This is a genomic window from Photobacterium kishitanii (genome assembly GCF_003026355.1).
In the GTDB taxonomy this organism is placed as follows: Bacteria; Pseudomonadota; Gammaproteobacteria; order Enterobacterales; family Vibrionaceae; genus Photobacterium; species Photobacterium kishitanii.
Genome location: NZ_PYON01000002.1, coordinates 280,947 through 302,674 on the forward strand (window position 1 = coordinate 280,947; position 21,728 = coordinate 302,674).

The window sequence follows — 21,728 nt, forward strand, 5'->3', positions numbered from 1 at the left end:
ATAACGTTATAGGTATTAGAGAATGACAATGAAGATTGATTTAACGCATTTAGTCACTGAGAGTCGTAACAGTGCTAGCGAAGCGATAGATACTTTGTCTACGCTAGATATGCTGAAAGTTATCAATGATGAAGATAAGAAAGTGGCGTTGGCTGTAGAACAAACATTACCAGCAATTGCACAAGCTGTTGATGCCATTGCTGCTGCTTTTCAAAATGGTGGCCGATTGGTTTATGTTGGTGCAGGTACTTCTGGACGATTAGGCATCCTTGATGCAAGTGAATGTCCGCCTACATATGGCAGTGCTCCAGAACAAGTTGTTGGTTTAATTGCTGGTGGCCATCAAGCTATTTTAAAAGCGGTTGAAAATGCTGAAGATAATACAGAAATGGGTGCTGAAGATTTAAAAGCAATTAATTTTTCAGCGCGTGATGTTTTGGTTGGTATTGCTGCTAGCGGTCGGACACCTTATGTATTAGGTGCAATGGCTTATGCGCGTTCAGTTAATGCTATTGTTGCTTGCGTAAGTTGTAATCCACAAAGTCCCATGACGGCTGCAGCTGATATTGTGATCACTCCAGTTGTTGGTGCTGAAGTTGTGACTGGATCTTCTCGTATGAAAGCAGGCACAGCACAAAAATTAGTACTGAATATGCTAACTACCGGCGCAATGATCCGTATTGGTAAAATTTATGGTAATTTGATGGTAGATGTTGAGGCCACTAATGCCAAACTGGTTGAGCGCCAAAAAAATATTGTGATGCAAGCTACTGAGTGTGATCGTGCACAGGCTGAGGCTGCATTAGATGCGTGTAATGGTCATTGTAAAACTGCAATTGTGATGATATTAACGGGAGTTAATAATGTGACAGCGAAAATACTTCTACAGCAAAATAATGGTTATATTCGGCCTGCAATTGCGAAAAACGGTTAAGTAATATCATTGTTAATGATAAACACACACCAACACGTGGTGTGTGTTTTATTTATTAACTAACATTATTATTATATTTTTTTGTGTGCTTATGCTGTACTACAGATTGTTCGTTAGAATTATCATTAAATCTACATAAACGCAAAGAAATAACTAATGCGGATGAAGACAATATAAATAGTACTAGTAAAGAAGTCATACTGTAATAAAAATACTTATATCTGGAGTAGTATTGATACCATATACAGAGACAGTCGTCCTATTGTTATCGTTATGTCAGATCTGCTATATAGCGAGTAAACATTTTTAAAATAAATGTTGAACTATTCGTTTATAGTAAATAAACAATGTATTAAATAATTGAATTTATTTTAAGTTATTAATATTTATTTGTTTTTTATATTACATTTTGCTATGTGTGATTTTTTATCTATTTTATATTCATTTGATTTATTTTTAATTTAATACTTTATTTATACCAAAATTTAAAAGCCGCTATAAAGCGGCTTTACTGGGTTACATAGATTCAAATTCTTTTTGAAAATTGAGTACTTTTTCTAAATAACGGCGGGCTTCTGCTTTGGGGTGCTTATTGGTTAATGCCCAATAAACCTGATTGGGTTGTAATTGATTGATATCTTTCATTGCTTGTTTTCGATCAGTATCAAACGTTGCCAATACGCCACCAGTGCCGCCATTATAAGCTGAAATCATAGCGTAGTCTTTTGTCACTGGATGCTGGACTTCTTTTAAGTAACGGTTTTTTAAAATATAGAAATAGGCAGTGCCAGTATCAATATTATTTGCGGGATCAAATAAATATTCTTTTGTCGGAATACCTGGCTTGTTTTTTACCAGATTAAAGACATCTGCACCTGCAGTTTTAGGAATAACCTGCATTAATCCATAGGCGCCAGCATGACTAACTGCGAATGGATTAAAGCTACTTTCTGTTTTGACGATGGCATATATTAAATCTTCATCGATATCGTAACGTTTGGCTGCTTGACGTATAAGATCTGCATATTGATATTCACGTTGCTCAAGATGATCATTTACCATATCAATTTCAACATAATACGCAGTGCCATGCTGGAGTTTCTTTGTTTTAAGTTTATTAGCTATCAGATAGTCAGCATATTTACCCGCGCGCCAAGGCCATTGAATATTTTGATTTTCATGATCTTTTACTTGGCCTAATAAAAAAGGTTTACCATTTAATGGGATTGACTTATCACTAAAAATATCAACTTGAGATGGATCTGCTGGCATTAATAGGGTTTCTTCAATCGCTTTTTTGAGCGTCGCTTCTGGAGCATAATTCGCAACCGTAGAGACATAAATCTTACCATTGTCAAAATCAATATGCGCTCGTGTACGGTAGCCATCAAAATATTTTACATAGCGGTGTTTACCTGCTTGTAAATAATCTTTGTCACCCCATTGCTTTTTGACTTGGTTCTCGAGGTATTTGAATAATGCTTGACGTTGCGCTTCAGTAAGAGCGGCATGATTGTTATTACCATTATGGTCGTGGTTACCATTATGGTTACTGTTATGATTATTATTGCCAGCATTAGTCGAAGGCGCGCAATTATAAATACAATCAGGTGTCGGAGATGATGAACATGATACGGTTAATAAACAAGCAGTGACCGCGAGCCAAGCCTTTTTCATTATGATCCCTAATTATTTTGAACCATGGATCTGCTTTGAAGGTATCAATAGCATATCTATGATATTTGATGCTAAATGTCATTGATTTTAGAGGGTTTAGTTTACCTAAGCTATAGCGTTTATTGATGCAATTTTTTAATGGTTACGATGAATTATTTTAATCATAAATAGTGTTATTTATTAATAACTATCACCTATTGAATTAATAGAAAACTAATATTGTCTTTATCTCTTTTAGTGCTATAAATTATGTCAATAGAATAAACGAGCTGGTCACTACGATGGGTAAATCTAAAGAATTAGATTTTAAATTTATCCATAAAAAGAACGTTACTATGTTTTTTGATTACGCTATGTTTATAAACAATATGATATTTAATGATTATCAATAATCATACGAACAATTAGGATAATAATAATGTCAAAGTGCCCTTTTAATCATACACAAACCGTTAATCCATCCATTAACCCAGGTAATGGTACTTCTCCAAGCGATTGGTGGCCAAATCAACTTAAATTAGGTTTATTACATCAACACAGTAGTGAATCAAATCCAATGGGTGCCGATTTTGACTACGCAGCTGCATTTAAAACATTAAACCTAGAAGCAGTTAAGCAAGATCTTCGTGATTTAATGACGGATTCTCAAGATTGGTGGCCTGCAGACTTTGGTCATTATGGTCCTTTCTTTGTTCGTATGGCTTGGCATAGTGCAGGTACTTACCGTACTTCTGATGGTCGCGGTGGTGCAAGTACTGGTAACCAACGTTTTGCACCATTAAACAGCTGGCCTGATAACGTTAACCTTGATAAAGCACGTCGTCTAATTTGGCCTATCAAGCAAAAATACGGTAATAAAATCTCTTGGGCTGACCTAATTATCCTTACAGGTAACGTTGCTCTAGAATCAATGGGCTTTGAAACAATCGGTTTTGCTGGTGGTCGTGTTGATATCTGGGAACCTGAGCTAGATGTTTATTGGGGTAAAGAAAAAACGTGGTTAGCGGATGATACTCGTTATGAAAAAGATGAGGCAGTTCGTGAATTAGAAAATCCATTAGCAGCTGTTCAAATGGGTCTTATTTATGTGAACCCAGAAGGTCCAGATGGTAATCCCGATCCATTACTTGCGGCTGATGATATTCGTCAAACGTTTGCTCGTATGGCAATGGATGATGAAGAAACTGTTGCACTAATCGCTGGTGGTCACTCATTCGGTAAGACTCACGGTGCAGGCGATGCTGCGCATGTTGGTGCAGAACCTGAAGCTGCTGCTGTTGAAGAACAAGGTTTAGGCTGGTCTTCAAGCTACGGTAGTGGTAATGCTGCTGATACAATTTCAAGTGGTCTTGAGGTTACTTGGACAACAACACCAGCAGAATGGAATCATACTGGTTTCTTCCATAGCCTATTTAGCCATGAGTGGGAATTGGAAAAGAGTCCAGCAGGTGCACATCAGTGGATCGCTAAAGATGGTCGTGATGAATACCCTGATGCATTCGGTGATGGAATGCACAAAGGTACAATGTTAACAACAGATATCTCATTACGTGTTGATCCTGTTTATGCTGAAATCTCACGTCGTTTCTATGAGCACCCTGAACAATTTGCAGCTGCATTTGCTCGTGCTTGGTTTAAACTTACTCACCGTGATATGGGTCCTCGTGCTCGTTACTTGGGTTCTGAAATTCCAACTCAAGAGTTCATCTGGCAAGATCTGATCCCTGCAGTTGAATATGATCTTGTTAATGATGCAGATATTGCAACATTAAAAGAAGAAATCGCAGATTCTGGTTTATCAGTACGTGAGCTTGTATCAACAGCATGGGCATCAGCATCAACATTCCGTGGTTCTGATATGCGTGGTGGTGCTAACGGTGCACGTGTTCGTCTAGCACCTCAGAAAGATTGGGAAGTTAACGAGCCAGCTCAACTTGATAAAGTACTAACTGTACTTGAATCAATTAAGGCTAACTTTGCCAAAGAAATTTCTCTAGCTGACCTGATTGTACTTGCAGGTGGTGTTGGTATTGAAATGGCAGCGAAGAAAGCTGGCCGTGATGTATCTGTACCGTTCGCTGCTGGTCGTGCGGATGCAACTCAAGCACAAACTGATGTTGATTCATTTGCAGTACTTGAGCCTATTACTGATGGTTTCCGTAACTTCGAAAAAGCGAAGTACACTGTTGCAATGGAAGAGTTATTACTTGACCGCGCACAGTTGCTAACTTTATCAGCACCTGAAATGACAGTGCTAATCGGTGGTATGCGTGTTCTTGATACTAACTATCAAGCTAGCGAATTCGGTGTATTCACTGATCGTAAAGAAACATTAACTAATGATTTCTTCGTAAACCTACTTGATATGGCAACAGTATGGAAACCAACATCTGTTGACCAAGATATCTTTGCTGGTACTGATCGTAAGACAGGTGAGCAGAAGTGGATGGCAACACGTGTTGACTTAGTATTTGGTTCTAACTCTCAACTACGTGCAATCGCTGAAGTTTATGCGTGTGCTGATGCTGAAGATAAGTTCATTAATGACTTTATCAATGCATGGGTTAAAGTAATGAATGCTGACCGTTTTGACCTTAAAAAATAAGGTTACAGCTCAGTAGTAACACTACTCGATAATATTGAATGAGAGGCGCTGATAATCAGCGCCTCTTTTTTTATAGGTATAATTCCGTTATTGTCCAATTCCCCCGTCATTCCCTGCCTACAGTGAATGCTAACCATCTTCCGTCATTCCCTGCCTACAGTGAATGCTAACCATCTTCCGTCATTCCCTGCCTACAGTGAATGCGAACCATCCTCCGTCATTCCCTGCCTACAGTGAATACGAACTCTCCACCGTCATTCCCTACAGTGAGGTTACGAACGAGATAGGGAATCTATTATCAGCGTGTTGTATTGGTAAAAAAGTCAGTAATTAAAAGATGAGCCTCGATTTTGTGATTTATCTTGGATGTTAAATGTAATAAACCATCAGAGCTCTAATGTTTTTTTATTATTATGCGAAGAATATGAACATATTTTCCAAAGAATAACTGCAGCTAAGTTTTGAATATAATAAGTTGTTGTGGGTTTGATAATATCTGAGGGAGATAATTTAAATGGTGAAGATGATTGAAGAAAAGAAACGAGGGTTTTGGCTAACGGTATTTTTGGTGTTCATGATGGTCATAAATCTTTTGTCTGTCTTTGTTTATTTTTTAAATCCAGACATGATTATAACTGCATTTCCAAAGACATCTTTAGGGGTAGTTTATCTGTTAGGAGGTGTGTCCTTATTTAATGTATTTTTAGCTATTAGTATATGGATGTGGAAAAAGATAGCGATATATGGGTTTTATGCTGTTGTTATATTTGGTGTTTTAATGAATTTGTATATTGGTGTTGGGCTCATTGGTTCACTGTCTGGTTTAATGGGAGGTATTATTTTGTTTTTAGTAACAAAAAACAAGATGCAATATTTCGTATAATATTTTTGCTGGTGTCTTTAATGCTCAGTGGCACCGTAAATAGATCACGGATAGCTCATGCTTCGCTTTCGAGATGACGGATAATAACCAACGTCATCTTTTATGAAAACCATTACATTTCGTTACACTTGTTGTGTTTTCAACTATCGTATTTATTGCTTAAATACAGGCTCATTCTTTATTGAGGTATCAAAACACATATGGACGACCCCTCGAGTTGTTCTTTAATTCCTAACTCCTCTTCTATGGAGTTTGTTCAATGCTAGAATTATTTCTTCAACCTGAAGCGTTAATGATCTTTGCGACCCTATTTGCACTGGAAGTGGTATTAGGTGTCGATAATATTGTATTCATTTCTGTACTTTGTGAACGTTTACCATTACATCAGCGCAAAATGGCTCGTAATATTGGTATAGCGTTAGCTGTTGCTGCTCGTATCGGACTAGTATTTTCTATTAGTTGGGTAATGTCATTAACACAACCATTAGTGAATGTGTTGAGTTATGATTTTTCTGGGCGCGATTTGATTATGATTGGTGGCGGTGCATTCTTATTAGCGAAAAGCTTAAAAGAATTGTGGATGTGCTTCAGTCATGCTCATCATCAACAAGCAAGTACAGTGAGAGCGGGTATTGCGCTAGTATTATTGCAGATTGTTGCAGTTGATGCAGTGTTCTCAATGGATTCAGTAATCACTGCGGTTGGTTTAACAAGCGAAGTTCCACTTATGGTTGCTGCTATTTTGGCATCGGCTGTGATTATGGTGCTGTGTGCTGAGAAAATTAACGATTATGTGATGCGCTACCCTGGATTGAAAACGTTAGCACTACTGTTCTTAGTTATGTTGGGCGGTATGTTAATGGCTGAAGGTTTTGCAATTCATTTGAACAAAGGATATGTGTATTTCGCAATGGCTTTTGGTTTAATTATTGAAACTTGTCATATTTTGCTTAAGAAGCAGAACAAGAAAATAATTAAACGTGTATATCCACAACAATGTGGTTGGGCAATCAAAGCGAAGTAAGCTTCAAATAAAAAATAGGGCTAATACCGTTCACTCTAAATGGACGGTATTAGTTTCACTTGATAGTTATTTAATAGCAAACAATACAATATTCATATAGCTACATTTTCCTCATCAATATTCCAATCGCTAAAAATAAAATCCGCATACTCCCTTCTGTGAGACACTATTCCTAACGGTATGTATTGATATATAGTTAAATCATGTATTGGTTTAAAATATAGTGAATACTGAACCATCATTAAAATTAAAAACAGTTTAGTCCAGATCTTCTACCATCAATAAATTTCTTTTTATTTTCCCTTTTAAATTGTATTTAAATTCATAATATTACGTTTAATGAACTGAGAGTAAATATCTTCCTCTATGATTTGCAGGTTGTGTACAGAGTTATCATTCTTTTTATAAGAATCAGAGTAAGAAAAAATCGATAAACTCTCATGTTATGAAAGATTATGACCATTGATTAAATAATAACCCTTGAATTATTTGCTTTCTGATACCATTTAATGATGATATATCAATATTTTTTGATTATTAACTCAAAGGAAAATGAATATGTGGACTGTTGATCAATTAGTAGAAATTTTAAGTAAAAATGATCAGTGGAAAATTGAGCAAACGGATCAGACGATTATTATTCGTAATCAAGATGGTGTTTCAGCTTATGTGGCGCTTGCCGGCGAGCAAATTTTGGTGGAAGCACCTTTATTTCCAATGGCGATGGTTACTGACGTAGCAAAGCTTAATGATACGATTTTACGTACTCATGAGATGTTTCCATTAACCAATATTTCGATCCATACGGTTGATGGTGATGATTATTATATCGCATTTGGCAGTTTGAGTAGCCAATCTAAGCAAGAGAGCATTTTAATTGAAGTAACAACATTATTTGTGAATGTTGAGGGCTTTCTTGAAATGTATCAACCATTATTAACCGAGGCGTAATCCATGAGTGTATTTAAAAAATTGTTTAATTTAGTGCGTGGTTCGGTGAATACCGTTGCAGAATCTGTTGCTGATGCTAATGCTATTACGATTTTGAATGAAGAATTACGTCAAAGTAAGATTGAGTTGCGTAAATCGGATGAAGCGCTGGTTTCAATTATCGCAAAACGTAAGCTCTCACAACAAAAAGTGGATAGCTTTGATGCTAGCATTAATGAATATGAAAAACATGCTCGTACAGCAATGGAAAAAGGCCAGCAAGAGTTAGCGCTTGAGTGTGCACAAAAGGTCGCTGAGTTACGCAGCCAGCAATCCACAGAGCAAGCATATTGTGATGGATTTTTAAAATCTGAAACAACGATGAAAAGTAAAATCGCTCAGGCAAAAGAACGCTTACGTCAAATCGAACAACAAGTTGATGTTGTTGCGGCGCAAGAGAGTGTCATTAAAGCACAAAGCTCTGTGGCAGCCGCTAATGCAGGTAGTAACAGTAAAATGAGTACCGCATTAGATTCTCTAGATCGTATTAAAGCGCGTCAAGCAGAAGCCTCTGCTAAGTTTGAAGCGGCAGAAGAACTAGAGTCTGAGTCTTCATCATCGTCATTAGATAAAAAGTTAGCTGAGGCGGGTATTTCAAAATCAACGTCATCAGCAGAAGATGAGCTTGCTCGAATTTTGGGTAAATAGCATCATTCCTTGTGCGTCTTTTTTATACCTTTTATCGCGAGGTAAAAGGTATTTTTGGTGTTTATATGTTCGATTTTTTTAAGAAAAAACCAGTAGAGAAAAAGTCTCTCATTCCTGAAGTTCTTGGGTTGAGATTAGGCGGTGTCATCGAATTAGATGCGTTAAAAATGAAAATCATTGAACCAGATCTAACCATTTCTGGTGCAGCAAAAACCCAATTAATTCAGGCTGTCGGTGTGGTGCAGTTAGATAATTCGACGCGATTGATTCGTTATTACACTGATGATGAAGCGATGGTTCAGGTTTTGATGAATGGAGAGTCGGATGCTGATGTGCAGCAGTGCATGCTTTCTTATTATTATTCAACGACCCCGATTGATACTGATATGCGCTGGAATGAATGGTTATCAAAAGGTGTTGTAAAATCACATTGGGATCTTGATGGTGTGAATTTTACAAAGTTATGGGAAAACGAATTACCTGTCGCTATGACAGAAACAACATGGACTTCTGAAACTGAGTGTAGTCGAACTGATCAATTTGTGATGTTGTATAGCCGTGACGTAAACGCAGATTTATGTGAGGTGTTGATCGTGTCAGCAGAAGAACAGGTAGTTAATAATAGTGTTGATCGTTGCTTGGTATTAAGTACGGCATTTGAGCTACAACCAAGTGATTTTACAGTTAATTAAAAATACAAGGAATAGTAGATGTCGGATTTAATGGTGAGTTTATCGACCCTCGGTGATTTTGGGTTGTATTTTGGGATCTCTTTAATTTTCTTGGTCGTTTTTCGTTTTATTTTCCCATTAGTGACGCCTTATAAAGAATGGGAATTGATTAAAAGTGGTAATGTAGCGGCAGCTATTGGAATGGGTGGTTCGTTTATTGGATATGCCCTTGCTGTTAGCTCTGCGATTTCGAATAGTCAAAGTGTGTTAGATTTTTCTGTTTGGGGTGTTGTAGCACTCGTATCACAAGTGATAGCGTATTTTATTATTCGTATTATCTTCCTTCCTAAAATTGCTGAGCGTATTGAACGTGATGAAGTGTCTGCAGGCGTTATTTTAGCGTCTATTGCGATTGCTGTTGGTTTGTTAAATGCTGCGTGCATGACGTATTAATGACTTTGAGGATTATATTATGAAACGTAGTAGTAATATTCATCGTAATCAGATGCGTAAATCGTACCAGTATCAGAATTGGGCTCCGATCACGATAGTTGCTTTAGGGGCAACCATAGTGTTAGCTGGCTGTAAGGATAACGAAACGCTAGCGCAAACCCAATATGATTCCTTACAAGATTGTATTAATGCTGACAGTTCCAACCCCAAACAAGTAGAAATGTGTGCAACGGCTTATCAACAGGCTGTGGATGCTGCACCAAAGTTTGATTCAGAAAGTGATTGTCAGTCTTCTGGCACTGATAATTGTCGTCAGATACAAGGCAGTAATAACACGAGTTATTGGGTTCCGGCACTTGCAGGTTTTATTGTTGGACGAATGATGGACAATGGTCGTCAGTATTCATCTCAGCCCATTTATTATCCATCCTCAAAGCGAAACTCTGATATGGGTCAATGGACTCAGGGTCGCTATAAAGAATCGACATCTCAGAATTATAAAAGCAAATATAAAAATGAAAAACCTGCTGTTAGCCGTACAATTTCACGCGGTGGTTTTGGCTCTAAAGCGAGTGCAAAATCGAGTTGGGGTGGCAGTCGTAGTCGTGGCTGGGGTGGTTAATTAATGTTACGGATCCCAATAAAAGAGCGCTCAGATTGGCGAATTACGGCCAATGAATTTGGCTTTCGATTCCATACTTTTGATGGAGAGGAATACTGGACAGAACGTTATTACTATCAATTTTCTTTAAAGCAAATTGAACACGATCTCGAAGCTCCAACGGAAGAACTTAATCAAATGTGCCTTGCTGTTGTGAATGATGTCGTAAACAGCGATGTTCTAATGGAAAAATTTGCTATACCTAAGGCGAACTGGGAACTTGTACGGAATAGTTGGTATAACAAAGAACCATCGCTTTATGGACGGTTTGACTTTAGTTATGACGGCAAAAATCCGGCTAAATTGCTCGAAGCTAATTTTGATACACCAACCTCAGCATATGAGTGTGGTTTCTGGCAGTGGATTTGGTTAGAAGACAATGTGAAATTAGATCGAATATCACGCGCTGCAGACCAATTTAATTCATTTCAAGAAAAGTTTATTGAGCGTTTGTCGACGTTAGCTAAAAAAGCCAAAACAAAAGTATTGTATTTTGCATGCAGCCTTGAGGGGGGTGAAGAAGATTATGGAACCATAACATACTTTGCTGATTGTGCTCGTGTTGCAGGATTAACACCCAAAATTATTTATCTTGAAGATATTGGAGTTGATGCTCAGGGTAAGTTTACGGATCTAAATGATCATGTTATTCGATGGATTTTTAAGTTGTACCCGTATGAAATGCTATTTCGAGAGGATTTTTCGAAATATTTAGATAATGGTACATTATATTTAGAACCACCGTGGAAAGCGATTATCTCAAATAAAGCGATTTTGCCGTTATTATGGGAGAAATATCCTCATCATCCTAACTTATTACCTGCTTATTTTTCAGATAAGAAACATTTACTCGATGATAAAAAAGGTATTGTTAAAAAGCCAATCTTTTCACGAGAAGGGGCCAACGTTAAAATAAAAAAAGAGGGCAAAGTTATTGCTGAATCCGATGGCGACTATGGTGAAGAAGGTTATATTTATCAGGCGTTTCATCCTTTGCCTAAATTTGGAGACGATTATACCGTTATTGGTAGTTGGGTTATTGGTGATCAAGCTGCGGGTCTTTCTATCCGTGAAGATAATACTTTAATAACTAAAGATTCATCTCGTTTTATTCCTCATATTATTCTATAAGACGAGAGTGTGGGATCTAAGAAAATCGGTAGCTAATTATAGCCTACCGAATTTTGGTACTCAGACTCTAGTTATTGTCGAGTAGCTCTCATATTGATGTACTTAATTAAAACGTTTGCGTTCAATCAAGAAATGCAACACTGCCATTCCACCATGGCCAATTAAATAAGCTTCAATTAGCCCTGTGAGTGATTTATGTATTTCACGTGCGTCATTGGCATAAGGGGAGTTATTTAGCCACAGTACTAACCATAGTAATGCCGCTACCTCAATTAAAATTAATGCGCCAATTCCTAAACCTTGAATAATATTACCTAAACCTTGTTCTCGTGGTTCTGGTAATTTCCCTTTTATAATCTGCTTTAAATCATCTTTTAAAACGGTGTTATCACCAAAAAGATAAGGGAAAAACTGCCTAAAAGATTGCTTAGTTAGCATGAAAATAATCATTCCAAGCGTAGCAATGACGGTCAGTGAGCCTAAAATAATATGCAGCCATAAAAAAAGCGTATTAAACATACCTGCTTTTACTGCTCCGGCATGCGTCATGTGCAATAGGTTGCTATTTAATATTTGGAGAATAATTAATCCAGCAAGGGTGGTGTGTAGATGGCGCAATCCGACATTAGGAAAGTAATAACTAATATAACGCCAAAAGGAACGTAAAAGGGGCATGCTGTCTCCAATAAAATAATAACGAAGGGGATTGAATTTTTATAAATTTAGCATAAGTGGTCGTTTTCGAGATGTAATTATCTGTCACTACAAAGCAAAATAATTATTCATAAATAAAGCTATTAGCTGTTTATTTGGCGATAAATGTTAAATAATTGCAGTTAAGTCTGTTAGGGATATTTTGTTTTCTGTGTATGGAGATCACCGTGAGTCAACCTTCAATAGTACCGACATTATCACAAATACATGTTTATCCAGTAAAATCGATAGCTGCGTTAACCCAATCTCAAGCTTGGGTTGAAAAGCAAGGGTTAGCCTTTGACCGTCGTTTTATGGTGGCCAGTGACGATGGGATAATGATAACCGCTCGTAAATATCCGCAAATGGTTAAAATTACCGCAACCCTGACGATGACAGGGTTAGTACTGCAATACCCTAATAAAGCCGATTTAGTCTTACAGTATGCTGATTTTGCGATGGAGGATGCTGCAGCGACAGTATGGAATGATAATTTTTCTGCATACACAACGACGGCATTAGCTAACCAATGGTTCAGCGAGATTATTAGTCATTCGGTACAGTTACTTTTTTGTGGTCAACAATCAAATCGGGTTCGACCTAAAATTGGTCATAATGTCAGTTTTGCTGATGGCTATCCGCTGTTGGTTATTAGTGAGGCATCATTATCAGCGTTAAATGAACGTAGTAGTGAGCGACATACAATGGCACAATTTCGAACTAATTTAGTCGTATCTAATACTGAACCATTTGCCGAAGATGGTTGGAAACGGATCCGTATTGGTGAGGTAGAATTTGAAGCTGTCAAACCGTGTGCACGCTGTATTCTTACGACGGTTGATCCACTTACTGGATATTTTAGTCCCCTTAAAGAACCTTTAAAAACGATGGCTACCTTTCGCGCAGATGCGATGGGGGAAGTGTTTTTTGGACAAAACTTAGTTGCTCTTAATGAAGGTATTATTTGTGCAGGGGATGAGATTGAAATACTAGCAACAAAGCCAAAAGAAATTTACGCTGATAATATTGAAACGAAATTATTACTTACCTGCGTAGAGCGTGAGGATATTGCCGCTGATTTTACAACCTTTTGGTTTGAGTCGCATCAGCAGCTACCTTTACCGCCTTATTTGCCGGGGCAACATTTACCGTTGCAACTTGAAATTAATGGTGAATTTATTTCACGACGTTATACCTTATCATCTAGTCCTTCTCGACCTGGACGCTATGCTGTTTCTGTAAAGAGGATTGATGATGGACGAGTCTCTAATTGGCTACATCAACATTTCCAAGTTGGGGATGTACTTGTCGCTGACAAACCAGATGGTGATTTTCATTTAGGTATTCATACCGATAAATTATTATTACTGTCAGCGGGGAGTGGTATCACGCCGATGCTATCGATGCTGAGGTATTTATCTGATCACGATAATATTCGTGATGTTGTGTTTTATCATCAATGTCGTACAGAAGCTGATATTCCTTCTCTGCAAGAATTACATCAACTTGAAAATATGCATCCATCACTTGATTTACGCATTGTTCTTAGTCAACCAAGACGCGATTGGGAGGGGGAATCTGGGCGATTAAGTATTAGTCACTTAGCGATGATCAGTGATTTAGATAAACGACAAGTGTTTGTATGTGGACCCGATGCATTTATGGTTGCCGCTAAAAAACTATTGTTAAAAATGGGCGTATCCCCAGCGCGTTATCATCAAGAAGCTTTTGGTCCTTTACGTGGCACATTAGCGCCTAAACAAACATTAAATCTTAATATTAATGGGCATATATTTAGTGGTGACAATCAGAAAACGTTGTTAGAGCAAGCGGAAATTGCGGGTATTGGCCTTAATTACAGTTGTAGAGCTGGTTTTTGTGGTGTGTGTAAAGTGACATTAGCCTCAGGGCAAGTTGAGCAGCCTGATGTTCCTGGGTTATTACTACAAGAAAGACAGCAAGGTAAAATATTAGCCTGTTGCTGTATCCCTAAAACAGATCTTGAAATCACAAAGTAAGCTTTTTCTCTATAAAAAGAGCGCGGATATTATTGTCTTTGTTGAGTTTGAAAAATATTGACTGGTGAATATAACGGCAAACTGTCGTAATAAACGAGTTGATTTAAACGGCTTCTTATTCAAGAGGCCGTTTTTGTATAAATTCACAATAAAAAAGTCATTTAAAAGAAGAATATTTTGATACTTGCTGCTGAAAAGGTATTTAATGTGGAGTATGCTTGCGACGCAAACGATTACAATAAAGTAAGGATCTCGTATGTTCAATAAGCCACTTATCGCATTATCTATCGCTTTAGCTCTTTCTGGGTGTACAACAACACCAGCCGTTCAGCACCAACCTTTCTCACTGACTGTCGCTCATATTAATGATACCCATTCTAATTTTGACCCAGTGAAGTCAAGCTTTAAAGCTGATGGTACGCGTGTCTATAACGAATTTGGTGGCTATCCTCGCCTACAAACTATGGCGAAAGAATATAAAGAAGACGCGAAGAAAGAGAATCAAAGTCTACTGTTTCTACATGGTGGCGATGCATGGCAAGGTAGTGCGTACTTTAAGCTAAATCATGGTGCTATGAATGCTGATATGCTAAGCAAAATGGGCTTAGATGCAATGGCATTGGGTAACCATGAATTTGATCTAAATAATAAAAAACTCAATGCTTTTATTAGTAGTATTAATTTCCCTGTATTAGCTGCAAATATCGATGCTAGCCAAGATGCAGATCTGAAAAATCAAACCAATTTACGCCCTTACCAAGTGTTTGCTTTTGATGGTAATAAGAAAACTATCGTCAAAGATATTAATCATTTACCGAAAGATAGAAACATCGTCGCTGTATTTGGTCTAGCACTCGATAATATGCCAAATATTGCGCCTAATACTGGCGATGTTAAATTTAATGACATGGTGAAAACGGCTCAAGCTACGGTCGATATGCTACAAAGTAAAGGGATCGATAATATTATTGCATTAACACATATCGGTAATGCAGTTGATTTAGATGTTGCATCGAAAGTGAATGGTATTGATTTAATTGTTGGTGGTCATTCACATACATTATTAGGCGACTTTACTGATTTAGGGTTAAATAATAATGGTATATATGCTCAGATGGTGAAGAATCCCGACGGTAAATCTGAAACTTGTATTGTTCAAGCGGGAGAGTATGCACAAGCGATTGGTCGAGTAAATGTAAGTTTTGATGCTAAAGGCGATGTGATCGAATGTGCGGGGCATAATACATTGCTAAGTAATGATGAATTTTATCATCATGCAGATCGAAGCAAAAAAGATAAATTTAGTCCGGTAGAAACTACACGAGTAGAACAATTTATCGATAATCATGAGAAAATCACTATAGTCGATGAAGACGTTTTATTGCGTCAGCGTATTGATAGCAAATATAAACCAGCCGTTGATAAAGCGTACGGAAAGACGATTGCCCAAGTACCGTTAGAAATTAAACATGAACGTCGTCCAGGTGATCGTGGTAGTGATAAACATGGCTCAGATGTTGCTCCATTGATTGCTGAGGGGCAATATTATTGGGCAAATGAACCTCAGGTACAAAAAGTCACTGGAATGAAAGTGGATTTCTCTTTGATCGGTGCCGGTGGTATTCGTACTAATATCGAAGCAGGGCAATACCGTGAAGGTAATGTATCCTTAGAGCTATTACCATTTTCTAATTTTATGTCTGTTGTTCCAGTTAAAGGCTCAGTGATTAAACAACTATTAGAACAAACAGTTGTTGCTACTCTTCCTGAAGGTTCTCATGCAGGTAAGTTCCCGTATGGCGGTCATATTCGTTATAGCTTTACTGAAACAGTACCACATAAAGCAGGTAAACTTGGTAAGGTTGAGGTAATGACTGGTACTGAGCAACATCCAGTATGGACACCAATTCAAGATAACAAAACTTACAATGTTGCTATTAATAATTATAACGCAACGGGAAATGATGGCTGGACGCCATTATATCAAGCACAGAAGAACCATTCTGGGCGTGTAGATCTTGCTTATATTGATGGCAAACTAACTGGATTCAAAGTTAAGAATATAGAGAAAGTAGGCGACAAATATCAAGTAATCTATCAAGGCGCAACGCCAAATTGTAAAGCCGCTAATACGGTATGTAATACTGATGCTCAAGCTTTTATTGATTACGTAGCACAGGCTCGTCATCAATTAGTACCATTGACATATTCAGTAGTGACTCTTGATCGTATAACAACAAAATAATATTTATTTAATCTATATAATGGGTAATGTGCTTCAGCATGTTGCCCTTTTTTTGCGATTATTTTAAGGTCAAAGCTCAAAAATAAAAATCTATTCATCTTTTTTGTAACCGCTATATTGGTGATATATACGGTATAAGTTGATAGAAAAATCAGCAATTTCAGTGTGTTGATTTAGATGTAAATAGATATTGAGATGGTTTTATGTAATGTAATATCTTGAATGATAAGTAATAAAAAAAATTTTTGTTTTTAGACCGTTAAAAATTAAAAATAATGCTATACAATCGGACGAATTTCATTAGTATAGACCTCGGCCTGTAATTCAGACCTATTTATATGTAACATTATGTTTTAGAAAACTTTCTCTGTAACGCTTTACCAGTGTCATGAAGCTTTCCACTCATAAGCTATAACATAAATAATTCTTTTTCTGGCTACATTACGCAATTTTGCGAATTATTTAATAAAATATTGGAGACATTCATGTCTAAATCAACTGGTATCGTTAAGTGGTTTAACGAAGAGAAAGGTTTCGGTTTCATCACTCAAGACAATGGCGGCGCTGACGTATTCGTTCACTTCCGTGCTATCACTGGCGAAGGTTTCAAAACTTTAGCTGAAGGTCAAAAGGTTTCTTTTGACGTAGAACAAGGCCAGAAAGGTCCTCAAGCTGCAAACGTTGAAGCTGCTTAATTCGCTTTTTCGTTAAAAGTTTCTAAAATACCGACATTATGTCGGTATTTTTTTATTTAAATTTTATACTTTTATTATTAACTTCCCACGCTTTATTGATCAGATTAATAACGAGTATTAAATTAAACCATTTGAGTAATTCTCTGGTTTTTATACACTTATCGTTATTCGTTATCTCTGTGTAATTCTTCATGATGAACTCACCTTCAAATACTACCGCCGCATTTTCTTGTTTACATTTTTTTGAATTACGTTCGGGTTTTGAGCATCCTCAGTTAGCGCCTTTAAGTGCCGATCTATTACCTGGGCAGCATCTTGCGTTATCTGGTGCATCTGGATGTGGGAAAAGTAGTCTCTTACAAGTGATCGCAGGATTGAAATCGCCACGGAGAGGACATTTTAATTATCAACAGCAGCAGATTGATGCAGGGTCATTGTCGTTTTGGCGTCAGCAAATATGCTATTTACCTCAACAAGCAGTAATGGGGGCTGAAACGGTGTTGGAGGTATTGTTATTACCATGGCATCTTAAAGCGATGCAATCTTCCCATCCATCGCAGCAATATTGTCAGCAAGCATTACTGCAAGCAGGGTTGAATATTACGCTCGATAAAGAAGTCACCATATTATCTGGTGGAGAAAAACAGCGCTTGGCGATTGCGCGAGCAATACTTATGCAGCGTTCGATATGGTTGATGGATGAACCAACATCAGCGTTAGATCCAGCTGCCCGTAATAATATTATTGAGTTAATCAATTCATTGAAAATTATCTGTATTTCGGTATCTCATGATCCAGTATGGCTTGCGACGGCGGATCAGGTTTACCACATGGATATGGAACAGGAATAGACTAATGACAGCCACTATCACTCATACAATCGACCTACATTGGTCAGCTATGGCCGGATTTTATTTGTTCTTACTGATTCCATTAGTATTATTCCAGCGCTGGCAGCTCGGTTTGAGCCGTACGATGATCACTTCAGTGTTGCGAATGACATTACAATTATCTGTTGTTGGTATTTACTTACACACATTATTTGGTTGGCAAAGTATTAGTCTTAACGTTGTTTGGCTAACTGTTATGGCTCTTTTTGCCAGTTATACCATTTGTAAGCGGTCTGAAGTTAACTTAAAACGGGTACTGCCTGCCGTTATTTGCGGGCAATTTATTGCATTGTTAGTGGCACTACCCGCTGTTTTAGCGGGTGTTATTCAGGTATCACCATGGTGGCAAGCACAATATATGATCCCAATTGCGGGAATGTTATTAGGCAATAGCTTAACTGCAAATGTATTGGCATTGTCACGTTGGGGAGGTTTACTTAAAGAAAATCATCATGAGTATCAATACTATTTAGCGATGGGAGCACCAAACCCAGCTCAACCGTTTATTCGTACTGCTTTTAAAGCTGCTCTCGCGCCACAATTAGCTTCAATGGCTACATTAGGGATTGTTAGCTTACCAGGTATGATGACTGGACAAATTTTAGGGGGAGCGATGCCATTGGTTGCGGTGAAATATCAATTAGTCATTATGGTCGCAATATTTGTCTCAGGCGTGCTTTCTGTCGCAACGACATTAACCATCGTTAACCGACGTTCATTTGATGCCTACGGTAACGTTTTGTAATTTTAAATGCGTTATAAAAATAAAAAGCAGCTAATTGCTGCTTTTTAATTATCTGCCTGGTAAGCACTATTATTAAATTTCTGTAATCGGAAAAATTTCAGTTGGTGTTATGATTTCATCTTGAGCTGCAATTGTTTGTAATTCCCATTCACCGCGGCGGTGGGTTTCTTTCAATATTGCGTAACATGCATTATGAGCATGTTCAAAGGCTTGTTGTGCTGACCAACTTTTTAATAAACCACCAGTAAATAACGATGAAATAAGATCACCCACACCCACAGGTTGATTATCAAAGGCTAGATGTGGACGCTGTGCTAAATAACAACCATCTTTGGTCGCTAGCATCATCGAGAACTTATCTTTTGATAAACTGTGAAGATGTTTCACTAACACCATTTTGGGGCCAAGTGTTAGCGCATGCTGACACGCTTTGACTGCATCATCTAATGTATTGATGGTCATACCTACAAACTGACTGAGTTCAAACTGGTTAGGGACAATCACATCAGCCAGTGGCATTACATCATTAATAAGGTATTCAGAAATACCGTCAGCTACGATACAACCTTTTTCAGGATCACCCATTACAGGATCACAAATGTAAATTGCATTAGGATTTTGTTGTTTTACCATTTTAACCGTATCAATAATGGCTAAACATTGATCAGCACTACCTTGATATCCGGTAAGGACTGCTTCACAGTTTTTAAGCTGATCAATGTTGTTGATGCCTTTGACAAGATCAATTAAGTCTGTTGCTGGAAATGCTTTACCTGTCCAACCTTGTTTATATTGAGTATGGTTAGAAAATTGTACGGTATGTAGTGGCCATACTTCAAATCCCATACGCTGAAGAGGGAATACTGCAGAACTATTACCAGCGTGACCGTAAACAACATGTGACTGTATTGATAGAATGCCTTTCATCGAGGTTCCTTATAACCATCGTATCTATAGGTATACTTTACATGTGCTGATATCAGAAACCTAGTCATTTTATATCGTAATTATTCCTTGCAAAAATGCAGACTATTTATTGTTCGACAATAAGTACAATTTCTTTTCACTGCTAAATAAATAGAATAAGTAATGTAATTGAAATATGTTTTATTGGTTATTTTGTCTGTTTTTTGAACGATTAATGTGTTTTTATTGATTTTTATACTTTAATTTTTTTCTTTAATAAACATATGGTTATTGTTTTGTTCAGTGGTTATCCACAATTTTTCATCTGTTTTTATAAAAAAAATATTTACAGCATCAAAAATAGGCGTTAATGTTCGATTCGTCTGTTACTCGGACCTAATGTGTGTTGAACCAAAACCACAATGTCATTTCTAATCATTGTTATTCGTTTATGTTGCAAACGTAGTAGCAGTGCCAAGCTATAAGAAGGGTGATCTTATAGTTAAGAAGTAGTAGGTCAATGAGTAAAGCTCTATGCCACGGTTAATTAACTGTTTGGTATAAAACTATTTAAACTCAAATTGATAGCCTCAAATATATATGCTGATAAGAAAGCAATATTTGGGCGTAAAGGAAATATAAACTATGACTTCACAAACAGGTATTATTCGTAGCTTCAACCCAGTTGAAAAAATTGGTTTAATTACTAGCGATCTTGGTGGCGATATTCGTTTCGATGCATCTCAAGTTTGCAGTCGTTCACAGCCTTCATCTGGTAGTATGGTTGAATTTACGTTAGATGATTCAAGCAATAAACTTAAAGCAGTTAAAATTCGTTTTATCTAATTTAATTAATGAGCTAAATGTTAGTAAATACTAATGTTTAACCATGATTAAATAAAAAATCCCGGCTTTGGTCGGGATTTTTTATATCTGTTATATTAATTTATATAGCCAATTAATTAAGTGGCCTAGCTGTGATAATGATGCCAGTTTAAGCGACTAATTAATTATTAATTTTCATAATATTGATATTGTTGTTTTACATATTAATGACCAATAGTTGATATAAATAATACTGATACTGCAATCATTGATATTATGTCTGCTTAAATCTTGATAAGATAATAAAACTACTCATTGAGTGGTTTTGCTTAGAAAAGGTAGAGAAAATGCATGAGTTGACAGATAGTGATTATGATATTCTTCACGCAATGGAAAACATTGTTGATGGTATTGCTGCAATGTGGGGAGAGCATACTGAAGTATTACTGCATTGTTTAGATTCACGTAATCCGTCAATTATGAAGATTGCTAATGGACATATTACGGGGCGTGAGGTGGGAGCACCAATCACAAATATTGCGTTAGTAAAGTTAAATGAAGGACAGGATGTTTCTAAAGCTTATATTACTAAATCTCCAGATGGTAAAACTTTACGTTCATTAACCACTGTGATTCGTAATAAGCAGCAGCAAGCGATAGGTTTACTTTGTGTTAATTTTAATCTTGACGCACCATTTCAGTCGATGATCCATAGTTTAATGCCAACCATTGGCGCTCATTGTGATCATGGTGTTACAGCAGAAACATTTGCACGTAATAATGATGAAATGATGCATAGTTCAATTGAAAATGTTCGTGAGCAGGTCACAACAGATAGTTCGATACCGCCATCAAAGAAAAGCCGAGAAATTGTGACGCGGTTACACGAGTTAGGTATTTTTGATCTTAAAGATAGTGCTCAAATAGCGGCAAAAGGATTAGATATTTCAATCCATACTATTTATCGTTATTTACGAGAAATACGCGCCCACTGATTTAGTGTATGAGTTCTAATATATAGGACTCATGATTAA

At 37.1% G+C, this 21,728-nt stretch carries 20 protein-coding genes; 17 read left to right on the forward strand and 3 right to left on the reverse strand.

What is annotated here, in order from left to right; translation table 11 throughout:
• Positions 1–28 precede the first annotated feature (28 nt).
• Positions 29–934: an N-acetylmuramic acid 6-phosphate etherase gene (gene murQ, locus C0W29_RS03445; RefSeq protein WP_045045059.1), complete on the forward strand. Its 906-nt coding sequence runs from the start codon at positions 29–31 to the stop codon at positions 932–934.
• 516 nt (positions 935–1,450) lie between these two features.
• Here murQ and mltC read toward each other — a convergent pair.
• Positions 1,451–2,611, reverse strand: a complete 1,161-nt coding sequence (mltC, locus tag C0W29_RS03450; RefSeq protein WP_045045058.1) for a membrane-bound lytic murein transglycosylase MltC — start codon at positions 2,609–2,611, stop codon at positions 1,451–1,453.
• Between the two features lie 418 nt (positions 2,612–3,029).
• Here mltC and katG point away from each other — a divergent pair, with 418 nt between their 5' ends.
• From katG to C0W29_RS03495, 9 genes are all read left to right on the forward strand, one after another.
• Positions 3,030–5,216, forward strand: coding sequence for a catalase/peroxidase HPI (gene katG, locus C0W29_RS03455; protein ID WP_045045057.1), 2,187 nt, complete (start codon positions 3,030–3,032; stop codon positions 5,214–5,216).
• A gap of 514 nt (positions 5,217–5,730) precedes the next feature.
• Complete coding sequence (locus C0W29_RS03460; RefSeq protein ID WP_045045056.1) at positions 5,731–6,099, forward strand: hypothetical protein; 369 nt, start codon at positions 5,731–5,733, stop codon at positions 6,097–6,099.
• A gap of 259 nt (positions 6,100–6,358) precedes the next feature.
• Positions 6,359–7,123: a TerC family protein gene (locus C0W29_RS03465; RefSeq protein ID WP_036792195.1), complete on the forward strand. Its 765-nt coding sequence runs from the start codon at positions 6,359–6,361 to the stop codon at positions 7,121–7,123.
• 558 nt (positions 7,124–7,681) lie between these two features.
• Positions 7,682–8,074 carry a DUF2170 family protein gene (locus C0W29_RS03470; RefSeq protein ID WP_235862078.1) on the forward strand — a complete coding sequence of 131 codons (393 nt, stop codon included), beginning with the start codon at positions 7,682–7,684 and terminating at the stop codon, positions 8,072–8,074.
• A 3-nt stretch (positions 8,075–8,077) separates the two neighbouring features.
• Positions 8,078–8,761 carry a PspA/IM30 family protein gene (locus C0W29_RS03475; protein WP_045045054.1) on the forward strand — a complete coding sequence of 228 codons (684 nt, stop codon included), beginning with the start codon at positions 8,078–8,080 and terminating at the stop codon, positions 8,759–8,761.
• 65 nt (positions 8,762–8,826) lie between these two features.
• Positions 8,827–9,453 carry a YjfK family protein gene (locus tag C0W29_RS03480; protein ID WP_036792200.1) on the forward strand — a complete coding sequence of 209 codons (627 nt, stop codon included), beginning with the start codon at positions 8,827–8,829 and terminating at the stop codon, positions 9,451–9,453.
• 18 nt (positions 9,454–9,471) lie between these two features.
• On the forward strand, positions 9,472–9,885 hold the full coding sequence (locus tag C0W29_RS03485) for a DUF350 domain-containing protein (RefSeq protein ID WP_036792203.1): 414 nt from the start codon (positions 9,472–9,474) through the stop codon (positions 9,883–9,885).
• Between the two features lie 19 nt (positions 9,886–9,904).
• On the forward strand, positions 9,905–10,507 hold the full coding sequence (locus tag C0W29_RS03490; RefSeq protein WP_045042133.1) for a DUF1190 domain-containing protein: 603 nt from the start codon (positions 9,905–9,907) through the stop codon (positions 10,505–10,507).
• A gap of 3 nt (positions 10,508–10,510) precedes the next feature.
• The gene (locus tag C0W29_RS03495; protein ID WP_036792207.1) at positions 10,511–11,677 is read left to right on the forward strand and encodes a glutathionylspermidine synthase family protein; all 1,167 of its coding nucleotides are present in this window, start codon (positions 10,511–10,513) and stop codon (positions 11,675–11,677) included.
• Between the two features lie 102 nt (positions 11,678–11,779).
• Here C0W29_RS03495 and C0W29_RS03500 read toward each other — a convergent pair whose 3' ends face one another.
• Positions 11,780–12,352: a cytochrome b/b6 domain-containing protein gene (locus C0W29_RS03500; protein ID WP_045045053.1), complete on the reverse strand. Its 573-nt coding sequence runs from the start codon at positions 12,350–12,352 to the stop codon at positions 11,780–11,782.
• 194 nt (positions 12,353–12,546) lie between these two features.
• Here C0W29_RS03500 and C0W29_RS03505 point away from each other — a divergent pair, with 194 nt between their 5' ends.
• From C0W29_RS03505 to C0W29_RS03525, 5 genes are all read left to right on the forward strand, one after another.
• Entirely contained in the window at positions 12,547–14,388 is a 1,842-nt protein-coding gene (locus C0W29_RS03505; protein WP_107174114.1) for a hybrid-cluster NAD(P)-dependent oxidoreductase, read from the forward strand.
• A 256-nt stretch (positions 14,389–14,644) separates the two neighbouring features.
• Entirely contained in the window at positions 14,645–16,633 is a 1,989-nt protein-coding gene (locus tag C0W29_RS03510; RefSeq protein ID WP_045042130.1) for a bifunctional metallophosphatase/5'-nucleotidase, read from the forward strand.
• Positions 16,634–17,118: 485 nt separating this feature from the next.
• The gene (cspE, locus tag C0W29_RS03515) at positions 17,119–17,328 is read left to right on the forward strand and encodes a transcription antiterminator/RNA stability regulator CspE (RefSeq protein WP_036792221.1); all 210 of its coding nucleotides are present in this window, start codon (positions 17,119–17,121) and stop codon (positions 17,326–17,328) included.
• A 191-nt stretch (positions 17,329–17,519) separates the two neighbouring features.
• Complete coding sequence (locus C0W29_RS03520; protein ID WP_235868992.1) at positions 17,520–18,179, forward strand: ABC transporter ATP-binding protein; 660 nt, start codon at positions 17,520–17,522, stop codon at positions 18,177–18,179.
• A gap of 4 nt (positions 18,180–18,183) precedes the next feature.
• Positions 18,184–18,963 (forward strand): ABC transporter permease, encoded by a 780-nt coding sequence (locus C0W29_RS03525; protein ID WP_045045051.1) that lies wholly within the window; start codon positions 18,184–18,186, stop codon positions 18,961–18,963.
• A 72-nt stretch (positions 18,964–19,035) separates the two neighbouring features.
• Here C0W29_RS03525 and pdxY read toward each other — a convergent pair whose 3' ends face one another.
• Positions 19,036–19,890, reverse strand: coding sequence for a pyridoxal kinase PdxY (gene pdxY, locus C0W29_RS03530; protein ID WP_045045050.1), 855 nt, complete (start codon positions 19,888–19,890; stop codon positions 19,036–19,038).
• 624 nt (positions 19,891–20,514) lie between these two features.
• On the opposite strand from pdxY, the gene C0W29_RS03535 reads away from it, so the two are divergent.
• Both C0W29_RS03535 and C0W29_RS03540 read left to right on the forward strand, forming a co-directional pair.
• Positions 20,515–20,715: a hypothetical protein gene (locus C0W29_RS03535; RefSeq protein ID WP_036792228.1), complete on the forward strand. Its 201-nt coding sequence runs from the start codon at positions 20,515–20,517 to the stop codon at positions 20,713–20,715.
• A 326-nt stretch (positions 20,716–21,041) separates the two neighbouring features.
• Positions 21,042–21,689, forward strand: a complete 648-nt coding sequence (locus tag C0W29_RS03540; RefSeq protein ID WP_045042128.1) for a helix-turn-helix transcriptional regulator — start codon at positions 21,042–21,044, stop codon at positions 21,687–21,689.
• Positions 21,690–21,728 lie beyond the last annotated feature (39 nt).